The sequence below is a fragment of the Kosakonia sp. YIM B13588 genome, assembly GCF_042788165.1.
Classification (GTDB): Bacteria; Pseudomonadota; Gammaproteobacteria; order Enterobacterales; family Enterobacteriaceae; genus Kosakonia; species Kosakonia sacchari.
Window position 1 is genome coordinate 581,981 of sequence record NZ_JBHZPO010000001.1, and the last position, 24,391, is coordinate 606,371.

Here is a 24,391-nt window from a genome sequence, read left to right on the forward strand (position 1 = left end):
TATAAAGCGCAGTGAAATGGGCGAGCAAACCGCGAGTGCGCTGGGTTTGCTCGCCTGTTACTGGTTATTTTTTCAAATCAACTTGCCAGAAAATATGTTTACCAAACGGATCGATTTCGTAGCCCTGTACCTCTTTGCGTACCGGTTCGAAAATCGTTGAGTGGGCAATCATCACCGCTGGCATTTGATCATGCATCATCTGCTGCGCCTCTTTATACAGCGCGACGCGTTTTTCATGATCGGTGGTGGCTTTCGCTTCGGCGATAATTTTGTCAAAGGGCGCGTAACACCATTTCGCCGAGTTAGAGCCACCGTTGGCAGAGGTACAGGTAAACAGCGGGCCGAAGAAGTTATCCGGATCGCCTGTCGCCGTGGTCCAGCCCATCAGCGCCGCCTGGTGTTCGCCGCCTTTCACCCGTTTCAGGTATTCGCCCCACTCATAGGTGACAATTTTGGTCTGCACGCCCACTTTCGCCCAGTCGGCCTGGATCATCTCGGCCATCCGTTTGGCGTTCGGGTTATAGGGGCGTTGCACCGGCATTGCCCACAAATCGATGGTCGTTCCCGGCGCAAACCCGGCCTCTTTCAGCAGCGCTTTGGCTTTTTCCGGATCGTAGTCGTAATCCTTCAGTTCGCTATCCGCGCTCCAGACGCCCGGCGGCAACAGGTTTTTCGCGGCGGTGCCGGTCCCCTGGAACACGGCCTGAATGATCGCCGGTTTGTTGATCGCCATCGCCAGCGCCTGGCGAACTTTGACATTATCCAGCGGCGCTTTTTGCGTATTGAACGACAGGAACCCGGTGTTCAACCCGGCTTTGCTCATCAGCGTGATGTCTTTGTTCTCTTTCAGGCGCGGCAAATCAGCCGGATTGGGGAACGGCATGACCTGGCACTCGTTCTTCTCCAGTTTTGCCACCCGAACGGAGGCATCCGGCGTGATGCTGAAGACCAGGCGATCAATTTTGGCTTTGCCCTGCCAGTAGCCGTCGAACGCGGTAAACAGAATGCGCGAATCTTTCTGGTACTGCGCCAGGCGGAACGGCCCGGTGCCAATCGGATCCATATCGACACGTTCCGGGGTTCCTGCTTTTAACATCGCATCGGCGTATTGCGCTGAGAGGATCGACGCAAAATACCAGCCAAGATCGGCGACAAACGGCGCTTCCGGGTGCGCCAGCGTAAAGCGCACGGTATGGTCGTCGAGTTTATCAATCGCGGTGATCAGCGACCCGAACTCCAGGCTTTCAAAGTTCGAGTACGTACCGTTAGAGACATTGTGATAGGGGTTATTGGCGTCTTTTTGCCGCATAAATGAGAAGATCACATCATCGGCGTTGAAGTCGCGCGTTGGCGTGAAGTATTTATTGCTCTGGAACTTCACCCCTTTGCGCAGATGGAAGGTGTAAACCTTACCGTCTTCGCTGACATCCCAGCTTTCCGCGAGGCTGGGTTGCAGTTGCGTGGTGCCCACTTTGAAATCCACCAGCCGGTTATAGACCGGCACCGCGCTGGCATCCACGCTGGTGCCCGAGGTATAGAGTTGTGGGTTGAAGTTTTCCGGCGAGCCTTCCGAGCAATAGACCAGCGTTTTCGCCGCCACAGAAGAACTCACTATCATCGCGGCCAACGCCAGAGCAAGTGTTGTCGGTTTGCTAATCATAGTTTTTCCTGTTGTTTTATTGTAAAGGCTTGTTGTTTGCCCTCTCATAAATAACATTAAAGTGAATTTGCAAACACCTGATAATTCGAATAAAGAAGGAATCACTATGTCGTCGTCGCTCACCAGTCAATTAACGCATCGCTTCTTTCGCTATCTCAACATCACCAGCCAAAGCGATCCCACTGCCACCACCTTACCCACTACCGTTGGGCAATTTGATATGGCGCGCGAACTGGCTAATGAGTTGAAAAGACTCGGTCTTGAAGAGATCGTTATTGACGATCACGCGACCGTCACCGCCGTCAAAAAAGGCAATGTTCCCGGTGCGCCGCGCATTGGTTTTATCACCCATATCGACACCGTGGATGTCGGTTTATCCCCGCATATTCATCCGCAGATCCTGCGCTTTGAGGGACAAGATCTCTGCCTGAACAGCGCGCAGGATATCTGGCTGCGCGTTGATGAGTATCCGGAGATCCTCGCGTATCCGAATGAGGAGATAATTTTCAGTGACGGCACCAGCGTACTCGGCGCCGATAACAAAGCCGCGGTTACCGTGGTGATGACGCTGCTGGAAAATCTGACGCCAGAACAGCGTCACGGCGATATCGTGGTGGCCTTTGTGCCCGATGAAGAAGTGGGCCTGCGCGGTGCGAAAGCGCTGGATTTAGCGCGTTTTGATGTTGATTTTGCCTGGACAATCGACTGCTGCGAACTGGGCGAAATCGTTTACGAGAATTTTAACGCCGCCAGCGCGCAAATTCAGTTTACCGGGGTGACCGCGCACCCGATGTCGGCGAAAGGGGTGCTGGTGAACCCGCTGTTGATGGCGATGGATTACATCAGCCATTTCGATCGCCAGCAAACGCCGGAACACACAGAAGGACGCGAAGGTTATATCTGGTTTAACGGTATCAATGCTGTGCAGAGTTACGCGACGCTGAACGCCAACATTCGTGATTTCGACAACGAAAGTTTTGCCAAACGCAAACAGCAAATTGCCGATGTTGCGGCAAAAATTGCTGCCCAGTATCCCACCGCGAAAGTTGAGTACAGCATCAGCGATACCTACAGCAATATCAGCAACGCGATTGGCGAAGATCGCCGGGCAATTGATTTACTGTTTGCAGCCATGGAATCACTGGGGATCACGCCAAAACCGACACCAATGCGCGGCGGCACCGACGGTGCAGCGCTTTCTGCCAAAGGCTTGCTGACGCCAAATTTCTTCACCGGCGCGCATAACTTCCACTCGCGTTTTGAGTTCCTGCCGCTGCGTGCTTTCGAAGCCTCTTATAACGTTGCGCTGCAACTTTGCCTGCTGGCGGCGCGTTAAAGCAGACCGGTGATGGTGTCGGATCGGAGTACACTCCGTAATGATGACCCGTTTTAACCTGCCGGATGCGGATCCCACGAATGTGCCGGATGGCCCTGCCATCCGGCATTCGCTGCGCCAGCGATGACACTTCATCGACGCAATACCATAAACAGTTTGCCGGTGGCGTTTACCTGCGAATAGCGGAACAAGCGTGGTGCAGCGAGTGTTCATAGAAAAAACGGCGGGCTGGCAATAAAAGAACCGATGGCCTCCCTTCCGGCTCTTTTACTGTCGCAACGGAAAAACTTACGCAGACTTGCGTGCCAGTATCGTGGCAAAGCGCAATTTGATACGGTTGCCATTGGCATCGGTGCGATGAAGCTCACCCACTTCTTCGTTGTATTTCAGCAGCTCCCAACCGGTGTAGTAATCGCGCAACTCACCCTCTTTAAAGGCAAACGGGAAACCGACAGTGCACGGGAAATCTGCCGTGTCCATTGCCGCGACAATCAGGTTATAGCCGCCCGGTTTGGTGCAGCGCTGCATATTGGCAATCAGCCCTGGAATGGTTTTCGCTTCGAGAAACATCAGCACTACGGTCGAGAGAATAAAATCGTATTCGCCGTCAAAACTCAGGTTGTTGAGATCAACCGCCTCGATATGTAAGTTTTCCAGCCCTTCTGTTTCACGAATATTTTGTAAGTTGCTCAGGCTGTTCGGGTTTTTATCCCACGCAGTGACATCAAAACCCCGGTTGGCGAGAAACAGGCTGTTGCGGCCATTACCGCAGCCGAGATCCAGCGTTTTACCCGGCTGGACATAATTAACGGCGTTAAGCACTTCCGAATGGGTCGGGGTCATGCTGTATTTTTCAGTAAAGTAGTTATCAGTGCGGGTGGTCATGCTGTTCCTCAATACGTCGCGAATTTATAAGTTGCATTTTTCGTGCATTTTATTGGTTTCGCTGGCGGAAAGCCAGCGGCGTAAAATTTGCTACGTTTAACTCAGGCAGATGGGGGAAATGTAGCATGAATAAATATCGGCTCAGTGATGAGCAAAGGACAATGCATTACCAGATTAGCGGCGAAAAGCGATCCGTCGCGCTACGCCAGATTATCGCCTTGCGCGATTTTAACGATGTTGAAGCGGGTAGCGCCGGTGGCTGGGTTGATAATGACAACGTGCTCGATCAGCAGGGAAACTGCTGGATTTACGATGAAAACAGCATGGTTTTTCATGGCTGCGCGGTGCGGGACAATGCACGGATCACCCAGCCATGTGTGATTTGCCACGATGTCGTCATTGCGGATAACGCCTGGGTGGACGGCAGTGAGATAAGCCACGGCGCGCAATTAAGTGACAATGTCACCGTTCAGGCTTCTACCGTGCGCGGTTTATGCCATTTACGCGGCGATGCGCGTATTCTCAGCGGTTGCGACATCATTGCCGCTCAAGGTTTAACGCTGGATAACGAACAGATTTTGCAGATTTACGATCGCGCCACCGTCAGCCATTCGCGCGTGGTACATCAGGCGCAAATTTATGGCGATGCCATCGTTAATTACGCGTTTATTGAACACCGCGCCGAAGTTTTTGATTTCGCCCTGCTCGAAGGCAACGAGCTCAATGATGTCTGGGTGTGTGACTGCGCCAAAGTGTATGGCTCCGCGCGCGTGGTCGCCGGGACGCTTGACGATGAGATCCCGACCATTCGCTACAGTTCGCAGGTGGCAGAAAACGCCGTCGTTGAAGGCAACTGTATTTTAAAACACCACGTGCTGGTGGGCGGTCACGCCTGGTTACGCGGCGGGCCACTGCAGCTTGATGAAAAAGTGGTGATTCAGGGCAATGCGCGCCTTCACGGCAATGTGCTGATCGAGCATCAAATAGAAATTGGCGGCGATGCGGTCGTCGACGCGCAGGAAGGCGAAAGCATTCTGTTACGCGGGCCGAAAGTGATTAACGACGCGCAGCACATTACCCGCACACCGCTGGTTGGCTCTTTATAATTCGCTTGCCTGTTATCAAAGCCGGAATCGTTTATCCGAGACTTTTCATATTGTTACAGGCGATTAATGAGAAGTCTGGCGGAGAAAACAAAATCCCTGAGCTATTCACTTTCCTCCGGCCCGGCGACAGGATTTTCGCTTCAACAATGCTTGCGCGTTTTTTGTAAACAGTAGCGGCGTTCACCCCGGCAGGCTGAAAAAGACGGCACCTTCGCCACACTCTTTGCAGTGATGAACCCTTGATAACAGCGAGCCTGCAACGAAAATTCTGTTGCAGCCTTTTTTCACAAAAATTTTTTTTCTTCCGTGTGGAATAAACCCGCCGTTGCTTCGTCTTATCCGCTCATGATTAGCAGGTGAGCGACTATGACAAACACTCCTTTTACGACCGGCCAGATCCTTGCACGTCTTATAGCGATCGCACTTGTTCCGCTGGTGTTGATTGTGCTGTTCCTGTGGGGCGGCGGCTGGTTAACGCCGCAGCGCCTGAGCGCGGATAAACTGGTTAATGTCTTACAACAAGCGGGCGGCGAACATCCGGGTTATCGGCGAAATCACGCCAAAGGGCTCTGCGTTACGGGCAATTTTATCTCCAGTGGCAATGCCAGCACGCTGTCTCGCGCTTCGGTATTTGCCGCAGGTGAAACGCCGGTAACCGGACGTTTTGCCATTGCCGGAGGAAACCCCGCCGCGCCGGATTATGCTGTGCCTGTGCGCAGTCTGGCGCTGGCATTTCAGTCAGCAAACGGTGAACAGTGGCGCACCGGTATGAACGCAATGCCCTTCTTCCCGGTCTCCACCGTTGAGCAATTCTATGAATTACAGGTTGCCTCGCTGCCCGATGCAGCAACCGGCAAACCGGATGCCGGGAAATTCAAAGCCTTCGTGCAAAAGAACCCGGAGATTCTGCCGTTTCTGGCGTGGGCAAAACAGAATGTCCCTTCGTCGAGCTGGGCCAGCGATCGCTTTAATAGCCTGAACGCGTTCCGGTTTATTGATAAATCCGGGATGGCGCATCTGGTGCGCTGGAGCATGGTGCCGCACACCGGTTATCAGCCCATCAGTGCCGAAGAAAAGAGCGATAAAAATTTCCTGCAAACGGATCTCAAACAGCGTCTGGCGCAGGGGCCACTGAAATGGGATCTGCTGATAACCGTCGCCCGGCCGGGTGATGATGGCAGCAATGCGACGAAAGTCTGGCCTGCCGACCGGCAAACAATCAACGCCGGAACGCTGGTTCTCACCCAGGCAACAGAACAGCAAAACGGGCCGTGTAATGACATCAATTACGATCCGCTGATCCTGCCGGACGGCATTGCCGCCTCTGACGATCCGTTACTCAATGCGCGTTCTGCGGCTTATGCTAAATCTTACAATGCGCGCACCCGTGAACAATCCGCCCAGGCAGGAGCTCATTTATGAAAAACGTTGCCTATTTCCACCCGGCGCTGCGCGTGCTGCACTGGTTAATGGCGGCGGCGATCATCGCGATGCTGTTTATTGGCGTCGTAATGGTTTCTACCGTCTCGTCCCTGCACAGCTTGCTGGTATCGATTCATAAACCGCTGGGTTTAATGATTTTCGTGCTGGTGTTGGTCCGCCTGTGGCTACGGTTTTATACTGCCACGCCCGCGTTACCGGCAACCCTTGCGGGCTGGCAACGCGCCATGGCGCACCTGTCACACTGGGCGCTCTATGCCATGATGATTGCGCAACCGCTGATTGGCTGGGGAATGCTTTCGGCGGCGGGCTACCCGGTGACTGTCGCCGGTTGGGTGTTGCCACCTATCCTGCCGGTGAATAATGATACTTACGCGTTACTGCGGCCACTGCATTCCCTGGTGGCGCTGGCGCTGTTCGCAACGGTGATGCTGCATCTGGCCGCCGCACTGTTTCATGCCCTCGTGCTCCGCGATGGCGTTTTTGAAAGTATGTCGGGAACCCGCAAGCGATGAAGGCAAGCTATGCAACTGACTGATGATGAGATTCGTCAGGTGATGCCACATTTGCAACGCTTTGCGCTGTGGCTAACCCGCAACCCGCACAGCGCGGAAGATTTGGTACAAAGTTGCCTGATGAAAGCGCTGACGCGTAGCCCAAATAGTGATGGTGAACGGAGCCTGCGCGCCTGGCTTTTCGCCATTCTTTACCGTCAATTTATTGACGGTGAGCGGCGCAAGCGACGGTATATGAAAATCCTCGCCTTTTTCACCGGCGAGGAGGCCACCGGCGCGTCAACCGAGTCACTGGCCATGGCGGATGATACGCTGGCGGTGTTTGCCACGCTGCCGACCGATTATCGTGCCATTCTGTTGCTGGTGAGCATTGAAGGGCTGAGTTATAAAGAAGTCGCACAGACACTCGACATCCCGATCGGCACCGTGATGTCGCGCCTGTCGCGCGCGCGTAAATTGCTACATGAGAAATTAGACGGTACGGCAGCGCCGCTGCCGCTGAGGAGACTGAAATGACGTTGCCACCGGATGAACACGATCTGCATGCCTGGATGGATGGCGAAACCGATGAGGCGACCTCAGCGCGTATCGAGCGCTATCTGGCAGAAAACCCCGCTGCCGCCGCACAGGTTGCAGGCTGGCGGCGTGACGCACAGCAACTCCGCCAGGCCATGAGCCAGCAAACTATCGCCCCGGAAAAACCGGAGCCACACTATTTACGCCGCCAGGTACGTCAGCAGCGTCAATGGAAACTGGCCACCGCGTTCGCGCTGGTACTGGCGTTAAGCGTGGGCGGTTATACGGGCTGGCAGTTGAAAGAGTCGCAGATGTTAATGACCCATCAGCCGATGGAGGACGCGGTTCAGGCCTATAAACTGTTTGATAATGCCGCCGTCACGCCAATGGATGTAGTGGCAAGCCAGCAAACCGAACTCACCCGCTGGGTCGCCCGGTATTTCATCAACGGTAACCAGCCGCCGAATCTTGAACAGTATGGTTTCACGTTATCCGGTGCGCGGCTTATCGCCACCGCGCAAGGCCCGGCGGCGCTGATTATGTACCAGGACAGGAACGGAACGCGGGTCGGCTGGTATATCCGCCCGTTAAGCCCGGTCAAACTTCCCCACGGGGAACGCGAGGCAGAAGATGTGATGGCGCAGTACTGGAGTGACGATCATTACAACTACGCACTGGTAACACCGATGAACTCACCGGCGGTAAACGGCCTGCGCAAAGCGGTGTCGCAGGCCACCAGTTAGATTGATCAGGTCCTATCGACGATCTTCGCCCAGATATTCTGATCGTCGTAGCTGCCGTTGAGAAACTCCGCCTGTTTAAGGCAGCCTTCGAGCGTAAAACCGTTGCGCCCGGCAACCTGATTGCTGGCATGATTCGCCACCCGGCATTTGATGACAAAGCGGCGGATATCGCCGCGGCGGGCATAAAAATCGATCATCGCCTGCATGGCCTGAGATAAAATCCCCTGCCGCTGGCACTCTTCATCCAGCCAGTAGCCGATATAGGCCGTTTTGTTTAACGGCTCAATCGAATTAAACGCCAGCACGCCCACCAGCACATCGTCGCGCACAATCATGAACATTTTGGCGTAGCCGCGCTGGTGCAGCAGCATGTTGCTCTGCGCGGTTTTGCGGGTGTCATCAACCGACGTGACCGATTGCGGCCAGTTGAGAAACTGCTGTAGCCAGTCGCGGTTTTTGACAATTAACTGGTGAAGATCGTGCACAAACCGCTCGTCGACGGCATGCAGCGCGAGATGGTCATTCACCGGAATAACGGTATCGTCCATTGCGGCTCCATAAAGCATTCGCCCCCTGACGGGGGCGAAGTGAGATTAGCGCATGATGCGGTCATCAACGTAGTTACGTTTGTCCGGCGCGGGCGGGAAGTACTGATAAAGCCAGGTTTCGCTGATCGCGTCGCCCTGGCAGCGCAGGAACAGACGCATGTCTACCGGATCGGTGGAATCATTGGTCGGATACCAGTCGAACAGAATGCGATAACCGTCAAACGGCTCAACATAGAGGATCTCAACCTGTTTCGCTTCCCCGTTTGAAAGCGTGATAACCGGCTCAATGCCTTTCGGCGCGGCAGCTTTCAGGTCACCGCCAACAAAATCAATGGCGAAACGACGCGCCCATTTGTCCGGGTAGTGTTCGCCCGGTGCCCAGCCTTCCGGGAAACCGCCCATGCCGGTGCGGGTGGCGTAAACGCGCGCCAGCGGAGAACGCACTGGTGGCATCGCGCTCCAGTACAAGCGGTACTGGAAGGCAAAATCATCGCCCGCTTTGACCGGTTTTTCCGGCTGCCAGAAGCAAACAATGTTATCCAGCGTTTCGCCGGTGGTCGGGATCTCCATCAGGCTGACCGCCCCTTTGCCCCATTTGTTACGCGGCTCGACCCACAGACTTGGGCGTTTGTTGTACCAGCCCATCACATCCTGATAGTGGGAGAAATCACGATCGAGCTGCAGCAGGCCGAACCCTTTCGGGTTTTCATCCTGGTAGGCGTTGAACTGCAATTTTTGCGGGTTGTTCAGCGGGCGGCAGATCCACTCGCCGTTACCGCGCCACATCGCCAGACGATCGGAGTCGTGGATTTGTGGATGAATGGTATCGCAGACGCGGCGCTCGTTATTACCGCAGCTGAACATACTGGTCATCGGCGCGATACCCAGTTGCTTAATGTCTTTGCGCGCATACAGGCGGTTATCGACATCCATGATCACTTGGCTCTCTTCGCAGTGGATCACGAACTTGTACGCACCGGTAATGCTCGGGCTGTCGAGCAGCGCATACACGGTAAAGGTGGTATCGGACGCTTTTGCCGTCTCAAACCAGAAGGCGGTGAAATCGGGGAACTCTTCCGGCGTATCGGTAAAGGTATCAATCGCCACGCCGCGTGCGGAAAGACCGTACTGGAAAGTGCTGTCTACCGCGCGGAAATAGCTTGCGCCAAGGAACGAGACGATATCGCGGCGCGCCAGCTCAGGCGCTTTAAAGGCGCGGAAACCGGCGAAACCAAGATCGCTTTGCCCTTCCAGTTGTTTGGTATCGACGCCCGCGTCGTGGTAGTTAAACAGCTCCGGACGGAAGTGAATTTCACGCGCCTGGTGTGTCTCCTGATCGAGGGAGAACATACGCACGCGGCGGCGAAACCCCATGCCAACGTGGAAAAACTGCACGTCCAGCAGGCGACCATCAACGTTGTTCCACAGCGAGTGCTGCGCATCATACTGAATGCTGTTGTAAGCCTGCGGCGTCAGGTTCGCCAGCGTATTGGGGAGCGCTTTAGGCGCGCCGCCCCACTGCTGTTGCGCCAGATCGTGCGCCATGGACTGCAGCACGGAGAAATCAAAACGGCGGCTCTGGCCATCGGCGATGTCCGTTTCCGCCGCGAACGCCGCGCGGGAAAAGAGCGATGCAACACCGGTGGTGCCGTAAGTTGCGGCAAGGGCCATGGATGCTTGAATAAATCGTCTGCGGTTCATGCCTGGTAACACGTCCTTCTGGTCGTCAAATGGCATTTCGCGATGGCGCGAAACAGCGGCAAAAGCGTTCATTAATGAACGCATCACTCTAGACAAAATTCATTGAGAATCCAATTGTTGGCTGCCGAATATATGAACGAAACATGAAATATTTTCTGTCGATAAGAGCAGCCCGAAAGCGGCGTAAAGATCTGTATAACGGCGAAGAATTGCGGCGGAAATAAAAAAGCGCCTGCCGGACATCAACGGCAGGCGCCAGAGTGGTCATGCGTTATTGTGCGCTGACACTAACATCAATGCCGGGGAAGTACTTTTCCGCCAGCGTTTTGATGGTGCCGTCAGCGCGGATTTTATCGATGGCGGCATCAAGTTGCTTTTTGGTGGCCTCGTCACCTTTGCGCAGCCCGAAACCGATACCACTGCCGAGGATCGTATCGTCCGATACCGGTTTGCCAATAAAGCCAAACCCTTTCCCCTGCGGCTTGCTGAGGAAACCTGCCTGCCCCGCCGCCGACATCACCAGTGAGGCGTCAATGCGACCGTTCAGCAAATCTCCCCACGCCATATTCTGATCTTTATACGACACCACCGTGACACCGTGCTTTTCCCAGTGCTCTTTGGCGTAGGTTTCCTGAATCGATCCCTGCAACACGCCAATGGTTTTGCCTTTCAGCCCCTCAGCGGTCGCTTCCATGCCGTCGCCACTTTTGCCGACCAGTTGCGAAGGAATGCGATAAATCGGCTGGGTGAAATCGATGCTTTTACGCCGCTGTTCGGTAATGTTCATCGCCGAGTTGATGGCATCGAATTTCTTGGCGGTCAGCCCTGGGATCAACGCGTCAAACGAGGTTTCCACCCAGCTACATTTCAGTTGCGCCGCTTTGCAGACGGCGTTACCCAGTTCGATATCAAAACCTTCGAGTTCGCCTGACGCGTTGCGGCTTTCAAACGGCGGATATTCCGCTTCCACGCCATAACGCAGCGCGTTTTCGGCAAACGAGGAGAATGAGCAGAGCAAACCCATGCTCAGACAGAGTGCTTTAAATTTCATCATTAACGCTCCTTAGCGTGGCTTAACACGACACAGGGCCTGCGCGCCTGCTCTTAATGTTGCCTCGTCTTTCGCAAAAGAGAGGCGGATCAAATTGTTATCTGTACCATCGGTGTAAAAGGCCGACAACGGAATAGTGGCGACACCGCAATCAATAATCAGCCTTTTGACCATCTCGCTGTCAGTTTCATCGCTGAAGTGGCTGTAATCTGCCAGCAGGAAAAACGATCCGGCGCTGGGTAACAGGCGAAACGGCGACTCAGAGAGCAATGTTTGCAAAAGGTCGCGTTTACGCTGGTAAAACGCCGCCAGCGACAGCCAGCCTTGCGGGTCACGCATATGATCGGCAAAGGCGTACTGCATGGGTGTATCGGCGGAAAACATCAAAAACTGGTGTACTTTGCAGATCTCATCCATCAGTTCCGCAGGCGCAACGCAGTAACCCACGCGCCAGCCCGTCACATGATAGGTCTTACCAAACGACGAGATAATCACGCTGCGCTCCGCCAGTTGCGGATGCGTTGCCATACCGTGATGCGGTTCGCCGTCGAACACCACATGTTCGTAGACCTCATCGGAGAGGATCACAATATCGGTATGCCGGGTAATCGCTGCCAGTTGCTCAAGATCGGCGCGAGAAAACACCTGCCCGCTGGGGTTGTGCGGCGTATTCACGATAATCATGCGCGTGCGCGGTGTGATTGCCGCGCGCACTTCGTCCCAGTTCACCGCGAAATCCGGCACCGTCAGTTTAATAGCCACGGGCGTTGCGCCCTGTAAACGGACAATTGGCGCGTAGCTGTCGAACGAGGGTTCAAAGTAAATCACTTCATCACCTGGATGCACCAGCCCGCTGATCGCGGAATACAACCCTTCGCTGGCGCTGGCGGTGATAAGAATTTCACTGTCCACGTCGTAATCTGTGCGGTACAGTTCGCTGATTTTCTGCGCAATTCGCTCTTTTAACGGGCGCAGCCCGGTCATCGACGCGTACTGGTTATGATTGGCCTGCATGGCGCGCGTCACCCCGGCAATCAGTTGCGGATCGCAAGGAAAGTTGGGCGCACCCTGAGAAAGGTTAATCGCATTATGTTCGGCGGAAAGCTGGCCGATAACGGTAAAAATGGTGGTGCCGACATCGGGTAATTTGGAGCGAGTTTTCACCGGGGTACGCAGAGTCATGCCTGTTCCTTTCACATAAAAAGTGCATAACCATTCAAACTAAACCCTGTTGAGCCGACAACCGAATTGTTGTCATAATAGCCATGAATAAATTGCATAGCTGGGGTTGTCATGTTGCACCGATCTTTACCGCTCAATGCCATCGACGCTTTCCTGGTCACCGCCCGCCATCTCAATTTGACGCACGCGGCAAAAGAGTTGTGCCTGACGCAGGGCGCGGTGAGCCGCAAAATCGCCGCGCTGGAAAACTGGTTCGGCTTCCCGCTGTTTGAGCGCCATGCGCGTGGTTTACATCTGTCGCCGCAGGGCAGCGCCCTGTTGCCGGAGCTGCGCGGTGCGTATGAGCAACTGGTTACGGTCGCCTTTCAGGCACGCTCGCAACAAACGGTGGTGCGCCTGAAAGCGCCAACCTGTGCGATTCGTTGGCTGGTGCCGAGGCTGGTGAATCTGGAACAACGCTATCCGGAATTACAGGTGGCATTGACGACTACTACCGATCACACCATTAACTTCAAAACAGAACCTTATGACGCGGCGATTGTGTTTGGCACCCAATTAAGCGCCGGGGATCTGCTGTTTGAGGAAGCGTTAACGCCGGTGGTTAGCCACGCGCTGGCGCAACGTAATGTGCTGGAAACCGCCACGTTATTGCACCCGACGCGGGATAAAACTGACTGGTCGCTGTGGCTGGCAAGACAAAGCGCTTTTCAGCCCGCTATGAGTAAAAATCAACACTTCGATACCATGGATTTAGCCATTACCGCCGCCATTCAGGGGCTGGGGATGGCCATCGCCGATGAGACGTTGGTTGCGGAAGATATCGAGGCTGGACGCTTGCTGCGCCCGTTTTCACAGAGTGTCAGAACCGGTGCGAGTTACCGCCTGGTGCTGCGGGTAACGGAGAATAAAGCCGCCGGGCTGGCGGCATTCAGAGAAGGATTGCTGGGGGCTAATCGAGCTTCACATGGTGGCGCATAACCCGGCGAAAGAAGCTCAGACGGGCGCGCATGAAGCGGTTAACCAAGCGAAATCCTGCATGTTTATTCAATCCGATACGTAACAACCGGTCGCGCCCGCGTACGCAGGCCAGCCAGTTGACCGGGCCGGATAACGCTTCTGTACGGCGGTCGGCCTGAGCGGCAAAACGAACCCAGTAATCGGCAATATGTGCAGCAAAGGCGAGATCGCGTGGGTTGGCATAACTGCAAGACGGCTCCGAAAGCATAAGATTGTCGAATACATACGGCACTTCATTACCGTGCCACGCGCCGTTGATATAGGTGTCATGCGCCGCTTCAGCAACATAATCAAACCAGTAACGCCAGCAGGGTTGCCCGACACGCTGCTGGGCCTGCATCACCACCAGGCCAAGCGTGGTAAAGGCCATATCGCGGCACACCTGGCGACCCAGTTCCGCATCCCCTTTCACCCCCGGATAAAGCAGGCGGATCAGCCCCAGACCGAGCCGCTGTTCACGGCGCATCTTTTCGATTTGCCCGGCGAGATCAACGCCAAACTCAGCCATCACACTGGCTTCATCACTGTTCGAACCGATAATGACCGGCATCGGATGTTGCCGACCGGCGAAAAAGGTATCGAGCATCGGCTCCGGTAAGACGCAATCACCCGCGATGGGTGCGGGCGCAATTTTCAATGGCGCTTCCAGCGGCCAGAACGCTTCTGCCGGCAGTGCGCGCAACTGTTCGGCACTGGCATTTTCCAGCCCAAAATGCGCGGCAATCGCCTCACCTTTTGCCAGCGCGGCCTCGCGCGGCGTATCCGGCAAGGTATAACTGCTCTGAATAATGGCTTTGTGAAACAACCCTTCTGCCAGCGGCGAGGCCATCAGCGCCATCACGCTACGCGCACCGGCCGATTCGCCAAACAGCGTCACATTCGCCGCATCACCACCGAAAGCAGCGATATTTTCCTGCACCCAACGCAGCGCGGCTATCTGATCGAGCAAGCCGAAGTTGTAGACGCGCTCATCGCTCTCCTGCTCAAGCGCCGGATGGGCGAAAAAACCAAGATGGCCAAGGCGATAATTGATCGTCACCAGCACCACACCGCGCGCCGCAAGCGCTTTTCCGTCATACGGCGGCAACCCGCCGGAGCCGATAGTGAACCCGCCGCCGTGCAGCCAGACCATCACCGGCAGCGGTTTTGTCCGCGAAGCCGGTGACCAGATATTGAGATAGAGACAATCTTCGGAGAAACGCCCCGGATCGCCGCCGCCGAGCTGCTGACAATACTCACTGTTTTGCCAGCTGGCGGCGGAAAACGTGTCGGCGATGCGCACGCCCTGCCAGGGTTGCGGCGGCTGTGGCGCGCGCCAGCGCAGCGCACCAGTGGGCGGCGCAGCAAACGGAATACCGCGCCAGACATGTAAGGCGTCTTCACTGCATCCCAGCACACTGCCCTGGCGGGTGTGTGCCAGCGGCGTTAATGGATTTTCCATAACAATATCCAGAAATAACTGATTTCTGGCAGATTACCTGTTTTACAGCAGACCGCAACGCCGTTTGCTGCGCGCTTCGGCTTCCGCATAGAGTGTGAATTCATCGAACACCGGGCAACCCAGCGCGGCCTCAAACTGCGCCTGGCTGGCGTTGCCATGGCTACGCGCCTGGGTTTCGTTGCCGAGGTTAGACTGGAAGATCCCCGCCGCGCTGACCGGCAGAAAATCCTCATAAGTGATGGGTTGCGCCACCACCCAGCCGCGCTCGATCAGCGGCTGGGGATCGTCGCCGGGATGAATCGCCTGGCGGTGCGCTTCGCCCGTTGGCGTCAAACGGTAACGGAACCACGCCAGCCCTTGCTTGCGCAGCAGCATTTCACTATCCGGGAAGGCTTTAAACACCTCCTGCAAATGCAACTGGTGCGTCAGGTTATCTTTGCCGGTTCCGGCGCTGGTCAGCAGTTGATCATAGAGTGCGCGCCCTTTCTGCGTTAACGCGACGCCGCGCTGTTCGATTTCGCCAAAACGCGCGGTATGTGTGCCCTGATGCTCACCGTTAAACAGCACCGGTTCATCCAGCGCTTTGAAACTGGTCTGGCGTAACAAAATTGGCACATCGCGACGCGGCGGCCCTTCAATCAGGATTTTCGGTTCAATGCCATACTCCGGCATCAACGACTGAACACGGTCAATATCCAGCGTGCGTGGCGTTAAGTGATTGATATGACAGCCAGGGAAACAGACCACATCGGCAATCAGGCGGTGCTCATCATGCAGCGCCTGATAGGTTTGCGCATCCACCGTGGCATGGCGGTGCCAGCGGAACGTTTCCAGCGCTTCCTCAACAAAGGCTTTGGCTTGCTGCGGGGTAAAACCGCCATTCAGTTCATGCAGCTCAATTAACTGGCGGCACGCTGGCGTGAATATGTCGCGCTTCGCCAGGATGGCGGCGGCTTTATTGCGCAGGGTTTCGTTCTCGATAAGCTCCAGGCGCAGCAGCGAGGTAAAAATACGAAACGGGTTACGCGCCAGCGCCGCGTCTTCAATCGGGCGAAAGGCGGTAGAATGCACCGGAACGCCGGCCTGCGACAGATCGTAATAACTGACCGGGAACATCCCCATAATGGCAAACATGCGCCGCAAGGTGGAAAGCTCCTCGGCCGTCCCGACCCTGATGGCGCCATGGCGCTCGACATTAAGCCGCGCTAATTCATCGGCATTGGCCAGTTGTTCATGCAGACGCGGGTTGTTCTCCAGCACCGCCAGATTCACATCCGCGACCAGCTCCAGCAGCGTGCCATATTGCGGAACTTCCTGCTGGTACATGGCTGACATCGCCTGTGAAAAGTGTTCCCGAATCTCATCAGCCGTGATGCTGTACGCCATAGTGTAATCCCTCCAGTGTGTTCTCTCTGGAGTGTAGAGAAGCCTTTTTGCGTGCGTGATGGGAAATTTACAAAGTGTGATCGTGGCAGAAAACGCGCGTGCGCCGCGCGGTAACGAACATAACAAAAGATTATGGAACAGCGCCGCCGAAAACCCTTATCAACATGCTGGTTACGTCACATTGCGGGCAGAATCCGTTTGTAACTCAAAGAGATTAAATGTTAATAATATTTTGCTATCTGGTTATCAAAATTAAACAACTTAACTTGCCAGCGGTTCTGCACGGTTTTTAACATCATCTTATGGAAAAAAACGGTCTGTTTTCACAGCGCATTCGTCTGCGCCATTTGCATACATTCGTAGCCGTCGCTCAACAAGGAACTTTGGGGCGCGCGGCTGAAACCCTTAACTTAAGCCAGCCTGCGCTGTCGAAAACCCTCAACGAACTAGAACAGCTCACCGGTAAGCGCCTGTTTGAACGCGGTCGCATGGGCGCGCAACTCACCCTGGTCGGCGAACAATTTCTTACCCACGCCGTTCGCGTACTGGACGCGGTGAACATTGCAGGGCAGTCACTAAGCCACAAAACCGAACTCAAAAACGACCTGATCCGCATCGGCGCGCTACCCACCGCTGCGCTGGGGATTTTACCCGCGGTCATCGGTCAACTGCATAAACAGCAGCCGGATATCACCATTCAGGTTGCCACTGCCAATAATCCGATGATCCTCGCCGGGTTGAAATCTGGTGAACTGGATCTCGGTATTGGTCGCATGTCAGACCCGGATTTGATGAGTGGCTTGAGTTACGAGCTGCTGTTTCTCGAGTCGCTAAAACTGGTGGTACGCCCGCGACATCCATTGCTGCAAACCACCGTCACGCTAAGCAAAGTGCTGGAATGGCCGGTGGTGGTATTGCCGGAAGGCACCGTGCCACGGCAAAACACCGAAGATCTGCTCGCCAGCCAGAACTGCACGCTGCCGTCTGGTTGCCTGGAGACGCTTTCCGCGTCGCTATCGCGCCAGCTCACGGTGGAATATGACTACGTGTGGTTTGTCCCTTCCGGTGCGGTAAAAGATGATTTACGGCTGGGTTCGCTGGTGGCGCTGCCAATACCGCCGCCCGGTATTGGCGATCCGATTGGCATCATCACCCGCGTGGATAGCCCCCTGCCACCCGCCGCTCACGCGCTGATTGCGGCGATTCGCAAAACGATGCCGGGTTGATCCCGGCTGGCTTATCTTCTCTTCCGGTTGCGCAACAGGTAAACAACCCGTTAATTGTGTGATAAACATAAGTTGTTGAATAAGGGTTGTTGTTACGCAACTTACACTAACGCTGTAACAATCCGCAGCCGGAAGAAGAGATGAAATTCAAAACCGCTATCAAACCCTACCACGCTGCTGCCGGTGGTCTGGGTTCGCTGGAAGCCACAACGCGCTTCGTCATTGACAGTAAAAACGCGCTGAAAAATATGCGCAACCTGTTGCGCATGAACAAAGCGCGCGGCTTCGACTGCCCCGGTTGCGCCTGGGGTGATGACAATAAAAGCACTTTCAGTTTCTGTGAAAACGGCGCAAAAGCCGTGACCTGGGAGGCCACGCGCCGCCAGATTGACGCCACTTTTTTTGCGCAACACAGCGTGACAGCGCTTAACCGCCAGAGCGACTATTTTCTCGAATACCAGGGTCGGCTGACCGAACCGCTGCGTTACAACCCGCAAACCGATCACTACGAACCGATTTCCTGGAATGACGCGCTGGCGATGATTGGCGAGCATATTAAGGCGATGGATAACCCCAATCAGCTCGAACTGTATACTTCCGGTCGTGCCAGCAATGAATCGTCCTGGCTTTATCAGCTGTTTGGTCGCATGGTCGGCACCAACAACTTCCCGGACTGCTCCAACATGTGCCACGAAGCGAGCGGCGCGGGGCTGAAACGCAGTATCGGCGTGGGAAAAGGCACCATTCACCTCGCTGATTTTGAGAAAGCGGACGCTATTTTTGTCTTCGGGCAAAACCCCGGCACTAACCACCCGCGTATGCTGCATAGCCTGCGTCACGCCGCCGATCGTGGCGCGCGCATTGTTACCTTCAACACCCTGCGTGAACGTGGTCTTGAGCGATTTGCCGATCCGCAAAAACCGCTGGAAGTGGTTACGCCGATGGCGGGTGTGATCAGCTCCTCTTACTATCAGCCCAATCTCGGCGGTGATATGGCGGCGGTACGCGGAATGGCGAAAGCATTGCTGGAAACGCAGCGCCAGCGGCTGGCTAACGGCGAAGCGAGCATTTTTGACGATGCCTTTATTGCGCAGCACACCCACGGCATTGACGCGTGGTTTGCTCAAATCGATGCCACCGACTGGCAGACCATTGAGCAGCAGTCCGGTCTCACTCAGCAACAGTTACGCGATGCAGCCGCCATCTGGCAGAGCGCAAAACAGGTGATTTGTACCTGGGCGATGGGCATTACCCAGCATAAACACTCGCTGGACACGGTGCGGGAAATCACCAACCTGCAACTGCTTGGCGGTCATTTGGGCAAACCAGGCGCGGGGTTGTGTCCGGTACGCGGGCACAGCAACGTGCAGGGGAACCGTACGATGGGGATTGACGAAAAACCGCCAGTCGCCCTGCTCGACAGCCTTGCCCGCCATTTCAATTTCGAGCCGCCGCGCGAGCACGGGCATCATACGGTGGAAGCTATTTCGGCGATGCTGCGTGATGAAGTGAAAGTGCTGCTTGCGCTCGGTGGCAACCTGGCCGCCGCTGCGCCGGATACGCCACTCACCTGCGAAGCCCTGCGCCGCTGCGGGCTGACGGTCTACATCAGCACCAAACTGAACCGCAGCCATTTGATGCCGGGTAAACAGTCGCTGATCCTGCCGACTCTTGGTCGTACCGAAGAAGATATGCAGGCAAGCGGGCGTCAGTTCGTAACCGTGGAAGATTCTTTCAGCATGGTGCATGCCTCTGAAGGTATCGGCAAACCGCTGGCGGCGACACAGCGTTCGGAAACCGCGATTGTCGCTGGCATCGCCCATGCCACGCTGGGCAGTGAAAAGGTCGACTGGCTGGCGCTGGCCGGTGATTACAACCTGATCCGCGATCATATCGCCGCCACGATTCCTGGCTTTAACAACTTTAATGTCCGCTGCGAAGAGCCGGGTGGTTTCTGGCTGGGAAATGCCGCCGCAGATTTACATTTTAATACGCCTTCCGGCAAAGCGGAATTCAGCGCAACCGCCCTGCCGCTGTCGGTCTGCCCGGAAACGCAAGCGCCATTTGTCCTGCAGACATTACGCTCACATGATCAGTACAACACCACCATTTACGGGCTTGATGACCGTTACCGTGGAGTTTATGGGCAGCGCGACGTGCTGTTTATGCACCCGGAAGATATTCGCGCGCTCGGGCTGAATGACGGCGATCGCGTGGATATTGAAACCCAGTCTACTGATGGCGTGCAGCGCCGCGTCGAGGATTTTCGCCTTGTCGCTTATGACATCCCGCGTGGCAACCTGGCGGCCTATTATCCGGAAACGAACCCACTGGTTCCGCTGACGCGTTTTGGCGACGGCACCGGTACGCCAACCTCGAAATCCATTCCTGTCATTATCATGCCGGCAAAAGTACGCGAAACGCTGCGGATTGCCTGATCGCAACGCCCGCGTTCTGCGGGCGTTCTCAAAAAAAGCGCTTAGCTATTTACCCGGTTTACGGATGCATTACGGCGCGATCCGCTTGCCGTTGTAATCAACCACCTGCTCCCCGTCCTCTTTCGAGAACGCGCCTTTCTGCGCCTCAGACAGGATCTCCAGCACTACTTCCGACGGGCGACAAAGGCGTGTACCGCGCGGTGTAACAACGATAGGCCGGTTAATCAAAATGGGATGCTCAAGCATAAAATCGATCAGCTGCGCGTCCGTAAAGCGATCTTCTGCCAGCCCCAGGTGTTCGTACGGCTCAACGTTTTTGCGCAACAACTCACGCACCGATTTGCCCATCGCGCTTATCAGTGTTGTGAGTTCATCGCGCGACGGTGGGGTCTCAAGGTAATGAATAATCGTCGGCTCCACGCCACTGTTGCGAATCAGCGCCAGCGTGTTGCGCGAGGTGCCGCAGTCAGGGTTGTGATAAATCGTAACGTTGCTCATAAATACTCTCACGACAAAGGAAAAGAGAGGCGCAAGGCCAGCGCCATCAGCGTGACAAAAAGAACCGGCAGTGTCATCACGATACCGGTTCGGAAATAATATCCCCAGCTTATGGCAATCTTCTTCTGCGCCAGCACATGCAACCAAAGCAGTGTCGCCAGGCTGCCAATGGGCGTGATTTTTGGACCAAGATCGCAGCCAATCACATTGGCAAAAATCATCGCCTCTTTAATAACGCCCGTTGAGCTGCTGCCATCAATCGATAGCGCGCCAATCAGCACCGTTGGCATATTGTTCATTACCGACGAGAGGAAGGCGGTAATAAAACCTGTGCCAATGGTGGTCGCCCACAAGCCCTTATTGGCCAGCAGATTCAGAACCCCGGAAAGGTATTCGGTGAGCCCCGCGTTTCGCAGCCCATAGACCACCAAATACATGCCCAGCGAAAAGACAACGATTTGCCACGGTGCGCCGCGCAGCACTTTGCTTGTATCTATCGCTGCACCTTTTTTGGCGACGGCAAACAGAATAAGCGCACCAACAGCCGCAATCGCACTCACCGGAATACCAAGCGGTTCCAGCACAAAAAAGCCAGTCAGTAGCAGGATCAGCACTACCCAGCCGGTGCGAAATGTCGCCGGATCTTTAATTGCGCTTGCCGGTGCCGCCAGTTTATCGACGGCATAAGTTTGCGGAATTTCACGGCGAAAAAAGAGGTGGAGCATGGTAAGCGTCGCCGCGATGGCCGCGATGTCCACCGGCACCATGATGGAAGCGTAGGCGGTGAACCCCAGCTGGAAAAAGTCTGCCGATACAATATTAACCAGATTCGAGACAATCAGCGGCAGACTCGCAGTATCGGCAATAAAGCCTGCTGCCATCACGAACGCCAGTGTGGCTTGTGGGCTGAAACCGAGCGCCAGCAGCATAGCAATGACAATCGGTGTCAGGATCAGCGCGGCACCATCGTTGGCAAACAGGGCTGCGACCGCCGCTCCTAACAACACAATATAAGTGAACAGCAACCGCCCGCGCCCGTTGCCCCAACGTGCAACATGCAGCGCTGCCCATTCGAAAAAACCGGACTCATCTAACAGCAAACTGATGATAATAACGGCAATAAACGTCGCCGTTGCGTTCCAGACAATATTCCACACCACCGGAATATCGTTGATATGAATCACACCGCAGGCCAGCGCCAGCACCGCGCCAAGCGTTGCGCTCCAGCCAATACTCAACCCTTTGGGCTGCCAGATAACCAGCACGAGGGTGAAAATAAAGATGCTTCCAGCCAGTAACATTTCAGACTCCATGATATACGGATTTATGCATATGTTTTGTTATCAACACGAGCCCAAAGACACCGATTGCAGTTTGGCTCGCGTCTCTTCCCGCAAGCAATCCCATGCTGTATCGATGGTTGCTGCCGTCCAGGCGGGTATATGAGGTGACAGCCGATAATGGATCCATTTCCCTGCCCGTCGATCAATGACCAGACCATATTCACGTAACATCGCAATGTGTCTGGAAATTTTAGGTTGCGACTCCCCCGCCGCTGCACAAATATCACATACGCAAAGTTCGCCGGACTCTCTGAGCAACAGCAGGATGGTTAACCGCGTTTCATCAGCGAGAATTTTAAAAAGCTGAACAGGTTGCAGCATGCTTTTACCTTAATAACGCCAAAGAACAGATATGGTAATTCATATGTATTGCTTTTTGAAGGGACAACGAAAATCACCTGAACACCTGGCCTTTCACATCAATTTTTTGCCCAGCTGCAACCAATGTTAAACAAACATTTCACTCATCGGACACGTATTCATGGCACTGATAAACTCAAGAGTATCTATCACAGCGATCGGAAGGTTATTGCCATGCAATATGAAGAACAGCAGCTTATCAACGGCCTTTTCCAGCGCCTGAAACAGACCGAGCAACAAAACGGTCAGCGCGACGTCGAGGCTGAACGTCAGATAGCGGAATTTGTGCGTCAGCAACCTGCCGCGCCATACTATATGGCGCAATCGATCCTGATTCAGGAAGCGGCGCTAAAACAACTCCAGAGCAAAGTCCAGCAGTTGGAAAGCGAACTGGCGGCGCAAAAAAGCAAACCGCAAACTGGCGGTGGTAGTTTCCTCGGCGGCCTGTTTGGTGGCGGGAGAAGCCAGAGTCCGCAGCCGGACAATAGCTGGAGTGCTCCCCAGCAGCCACAGCAGGACTATTCGCGTGCGGCGGCACCTGCGCCACGCGGGAGCGGTTTTATGGCTGGTGCTTTACAAACCGCGGCGGGCGTTGCCGGTGGCGTGGTGTTGGCCGAAATGCTGACCAGCATGTTCCATCAGTCCCGCCCGGAAGAGATCGTGAATATTATTGAAGAACCGTCGACGGCAGCGGGTAATTCGTCATTTGAAAACTCGCAGAACGACACCTTTAATAATGCTTCCGACACCCGTTTTCTCGATCAGAACGATTCGTTCGGCAATGACTCTTACCAGAACGATGATTTTGATGACACCGATTACAGCAACGATGACGACAGCTTTATTTAACGCAGCACATTCCTGAACCCGGCCCGGTGGCGCAGTCTGCCGGGCAGTTTCTCCGTTTTTCAAAACCTACCAATTCAGGTGGCATGCCCCTTGCCAGCCGGGCATTGATGCTAACCTGTGCCGCGCTCAGCAATAATGAGTCGTTTTTTTCTTTTTTCGGACAAGGAGAATGGGATGTTCATCGCCAAACCTGTCGCACGCACGCTGGCGGTTGCCGCCTGCCTGCTGGCACTGTCAGCCTGTGACGACAAAACCACCAAAACGCAAGAAGCGCAGCCGTCAGCCGAGCAGGCCGAAGTGCTGAAGTACAACGAATACATTGCCGCGGCCAATATGACCTCGGCCTCCTTCGGTAAGCAACTCGCTGAATACCAGAAGTACACGCAGCCCGCTTTCGATGGCAAAAAGAAAATGGATGATCTGTTTTTTACTGAACCGCTCTCTATGGGGCGTATTAAAGAACATCTGGATAAAGCGCACAGCATGAAGCCGGATATGCCGGAACTGGATGAACCGGCGCGTCTTTACAGCGAAGCGCTGGCAAAAGCCGAACCGGTAAGCCGTGATATGTATAACTACATCAGCGCAAAAACATACAAAAGCGATAATGGCGCTCATGGTCGCGAGATCCAGCCCGCGTTGTTGAGCAGCATGCAGATGCTGGTCGTTGCGCAGGCGAATTTCTTTGAGGGTATCGAGGCAAAAGATCGTGCACGCATCAAAGCGGAATTCGAACGAGCGCAAAAAGGCACGCTTGAGCACGCGCAAATGGGGATGGTCTACTATTTGAAAGAGAGCCTGGATGCCGCCGGTGGCGTGCTGGATGGTAAAGGGTTGGGCGATAAGAAGGCGGCATTTAAGGATGCGCTCGATCAGTTCAACAGCATGGCTACCGCTTACGATGCCAAAATACGCGAAAGCAACAAAACGGGCTGTTCGAGTCTTCTGTCTAAAGCCAATGACTATCTCTCCACCGGCCGCGACATTATTGAGCGCACCGAAAATGGCGAGTACGAGAAAGATGCTAAACAGCCCAAACAGTTTCAGCTGATGCAATCCCAGCAGACGCAGGACGCGCAATCACTGCTGCAAAACTATAACAACATGGTCAGCGCCTTAAACACCAACCAGTGTTGAGAACTTGCCCATA

22 protein-coding genes are annotated in these 24,391 nt (G+C 54.9%); 11 read left to right on the forward strand and 11 right to left on the reverse strand.

What is annotated here, in order from left to right; genetic code table 11:
- Positions 1-64: 64 nt before the first annotated feature.
- Complete coding sequence (locus ACFX4U_RS02745) at positions 65-1,660, reverse strand: ABC transporter substrate-binding protein (protein ID WP_313507766.1); 1,596 nt, start codon at positions 1,658-1,660, stop codon at positions 65-67.
- Between the two features lie 106 nt (positions 1,661-1,766).
- Between ACFX4U_RS02745 and pepT the strand changes: the two genes are divergently transcribed.
- Positions 1,767-2,996, forward strand: a complete 1,230-nt coding sequence (gene pepT / locus ACFX4U_RS02750) for a peptidase T (protein ID WP_313507765.1) — start codon at positions 1,767-1,769, stop codon at positions 2,994-2,996.
- A 288-nt stretch (positions 2,997-3,284) separates the two neighbouring features.
- Here the strand turns inward: pepT and tehB are convergent, their stop codons facing one another.
- On the reverse strand, positions 3,285-3,881 hold the full coding sequence (gene tehB / locus ACFX4U_RS02755; RefSeq protein WP_313507764.1) for a tellurite resistance methyltransferase TehB: 597 nt from the start codon (positions 3,879-3,881) through the stop codon (positions 3,285-3,287).
- A gap of 125 nt (positions 3,882-4,006) precedes the next feature.
- Here tehB and ydcK point away from each other — a divergent pair, with 125 nt between their 5' ends.
- From ydcK to ACFX4U_RS02780, 5 genes are all read left to right on the forward strand, one after another.
- Positions 4,007-4,987 carry a YdcK family protein gene (ydcK, locus tag ACFX4U_RS02760; protein WP_313507763.1) on the forward strand — a complete coding sequence of 327 codons (981 nt, stop codon included), beginning with the start codon at positions 4,007-4,009 and terminating at the stop codon, positions 4,985-4,987.
- A gap of 366 nt (positions 4,988-5,353) precedes the next feature.
- Entirely contained in the window at positions 5,354-6,409 is a 1,056-nt protein-coding gene (locus ACFX4U_RS02765) for a catalase family peroxidase (protein ID WP_313507762.1), read from the forward strand.
- Positions 6,406-6,942, forward strand: a complete 537-nt coding sequence (locus tag ACFX4U_RS02770; RefSeq protein ID WP_305735991.1) for a cytochrome b — start codon at positions 6,406-6,408, stop codon at positions 6,940-6,942. Before ACFX4U_RS02765 ends, ACFX4U_RS02770 begins: the two co-directional genes overlap by 4 nt.
- A 9-nt stretch (positions 6,943-6,951) precedes the next feature.
- Entirely contained in the window at positions 6,952-7,458 is a 507-nt protein-coding gene (locus ACFX4U_RS02775) for an RNA polymerase sigma factor (protein ID WP_313507761.1), read from the forward strand.
- Positions 7,455-8,201: an anti-sigma factor gene (locus tag ACFX4U_RS02780; protein WP_313507760.1), complete on the forward strand. Its 747-nt coding sequence runs from the start codon at positions 7,455-7,457 to the stop codon at positions 8,199-8,201. Before ACFX4U_RS02775 ends, ACFX4U_RS02780 begins: the two co-directional genes overlap by 4 nt.
- A 5-nt stretch (positions 8,202-8,206) precedes the next feature.
- Here the strand turns inward: ACFX4U_RS02780 and rimL are convergent, their stop codons facing one another.
- From rimL to ACFX4U_RS02800, 4 genes are all read right to left on the reverse strand, one after another.
- Positions 8,207-8,749: a 50S ribosomal protein L7/L12-serine acetyltransferase gene (gene rimL, locus ACFX4U_RS02785; protein ID WP_313507758.1), complete on the reverse strand. Its 543-nt coding sequence runs from the start codon at positions 8,747-8,749 to the stop codon at positions 8,207-8,209.
- A gap of 45 nt (positions 8,750-8,794) precedes the next feature.
- Positions 8,795-10,450 carry a glucan biosynthesis protein D gene (locus ACFX4U_RS02790; RefSeq protein WP_175274370.1) on the reverse strand — a complete coding sequence of 552 codons (1,656 nt, stop codon included), beginning with the start codon at positions 10,448-10,450 and terminating at the stop codon, positions 8,795-8,797.
- Between the two features lie 271 nt (positions 10,451-10,721).
- Positions 10,722-11,501, reverse strand: coding sequence for an ABC transporter substrate-binding protein (locus ACFX4U_RS02795; protein ID WP_313507791.1), 780 nt, complete (start codon positions 11,499-11,501; stop codon positions 10,722-10,724).
- 12 nt (positions 11,502-11,513) lie between these two features.
- Positions 11,514-12,683 (reverse strand): pyridoxal phosphate-dependent aminotransferase, encoded by a 1,170-nt coding sequence (locus tag ACFX4U_RS02800; protein WP_313507757.1) that lies wholly within the window; start codon positions 12,681-12,683, stop codon positions 11,514-11,516.
- A gap of 111 nt (positions 12,684-12,794) precedes the next feature.
- Between ACFX4U_RS02800 and ACFX4U_RS02805 the strand changes: the two genes are divergently transcribed.
- Positions 12,795-13,661, forward strand: coding sequence for a LysR family transcriptional regulator (locus tag ACFX4U_RS02805; protein ID WP_313507756.1), 867 nt, complete (start codon positions 12,795-12,797; stop codon positions 13,659-13,661).
- Here the strand turns inward: ACFX4U_RS02805 and ACFX4U_RS02810 are convergent.
- Positions 13,633-15,141, reverse strand: a complete 1,509-nt coding sequence (locus ACFX4U_RS02810; RefSeq protein ID WP_313507755.1) for a carboxylesterase/lipase family protein — start codon at positions 15,139-15,141, stop codon at positions 13,633-13,635. The two genes, ACFX4U_RS02805 and ACFX4U_RS02810, sit on opposite strands and share 29 nt — an antisense overlap.
- Positions 15,142-15,183: 42 nt before the next feature.
- Complete coding sequence (locus ACFX4U_RS02815) at positions 15,184-16,527, reverse strand: VOC family protein (RefSeq protein ID WP_305735985.1); 1,344 nt, start codon at positions 16,525-16,527, stop codon at positions 15,184-15,186.
- 302 nt (positions 16,528-16,829) lie between these two features.
- Between ACFX4U_RS02815 and ACFX4U_RS02820 the strand changes: the two genes are divergently transcribed.
- Together ACFX4U_RS02820 and ACFX4U_RS02825 are read left to right on the forward strand one after the other, a co-directional pair.
- Positions 16,830-17,753 carry a LysR substrate-binding domain-containing protein gene (locus ACFX4U_RS02820; protein WP_200550906.1) on the forward strand — a complete coding sequence of 308 codons (924 nt, stop codon included), beginning with the start codon at positions 16,830-16,832 and terminating at the stop codon, positions 17,751-17,753.
- A gap of 140 nt (positions 17,754-17,893) precedes the next feature.
- Entirely contained in the window at positions 17,894-20,191 is a 2,298-nt protein-coding gene (locus tag ACFX4U_RS02825; RefSeq protein ID WP_313507754.1) for an FdhF/YdeP family oxidoreductase, read from the forward strand.
- A gap of 69 nt (positions 20,192-20,260) precedes the next feature.
- Here ACFX4U_RS02825 and arsC read toward each other — a convergent pair whose 3' ends face one another.
- From arsC to ACFX4U_RS02840, 3 genes are read right to left on the reverse strand one after another with little or no spacing between them, the layout of a single operon-like run.
- Entirely contained in the window at positions 20,261-20,689 is a 429-nt protein-coding gene (gene arsC / locus ACFX4U_RS02830; protein WP_313507753.1) for a glutaredoxin-dependent arsenate reductase, read from the reverse strand.
- 8 nt (positions 20,690-20,697) lie between these two features.
- Complete coding sequence (locus ACFX4U_RS02835) at positions 20,698-21,990, reverse strand: arsenic transporter (RefSeq protein ID WP_313507752.1); 1,293 nt, start codon at positions 21,988-21,990, stop codon at positions 20,698-20,700.
- A 42-nt stretch (positions 21,991-22,032) separates the two neighbouring features.
- Positions 22,033-22,353 (reverse strand): metalloregulator ArsR/SmtB family transcription factor, encoded by a 321-nt coding sequence (locus ACFX4U_RS02840; protein ID WP_313507751.1) that lies wholly within the window; start codon positions 22,351-22,353, stop codon positions 22,033-22,035.
- 213 nt (positions 22,354-22,566) lie between these two features.
- On the opposite strand from ACFX4U_RS02840, the gene ACFX4U_RS02845 reads away from it, so the two are divergent.
- Entirely contained in the window at positions 22,567-23,241 is a 675-nt protein-coding gene (locus tag ACFX4U_RS02845) for a DUF2076 domain-containing protein (protein WP_305735979.1), read from the forward strand.
- Between the two features lie 174 nt (positions 23,242-23,415).
- Positions 23,416-24,378 (forward strand): DUF3829 domain-containing protein, encoded by a 963-nt coding sequence (locus ACFX4U_RS02850; RefSeq protein ID WP_313507750.1) that lies wholly within the window; start codon positions 23,416-23,418, stop codon positions 24,376-24,378.
- Positions 24,379-24,391: the final 13 nt, after the last annotated feature.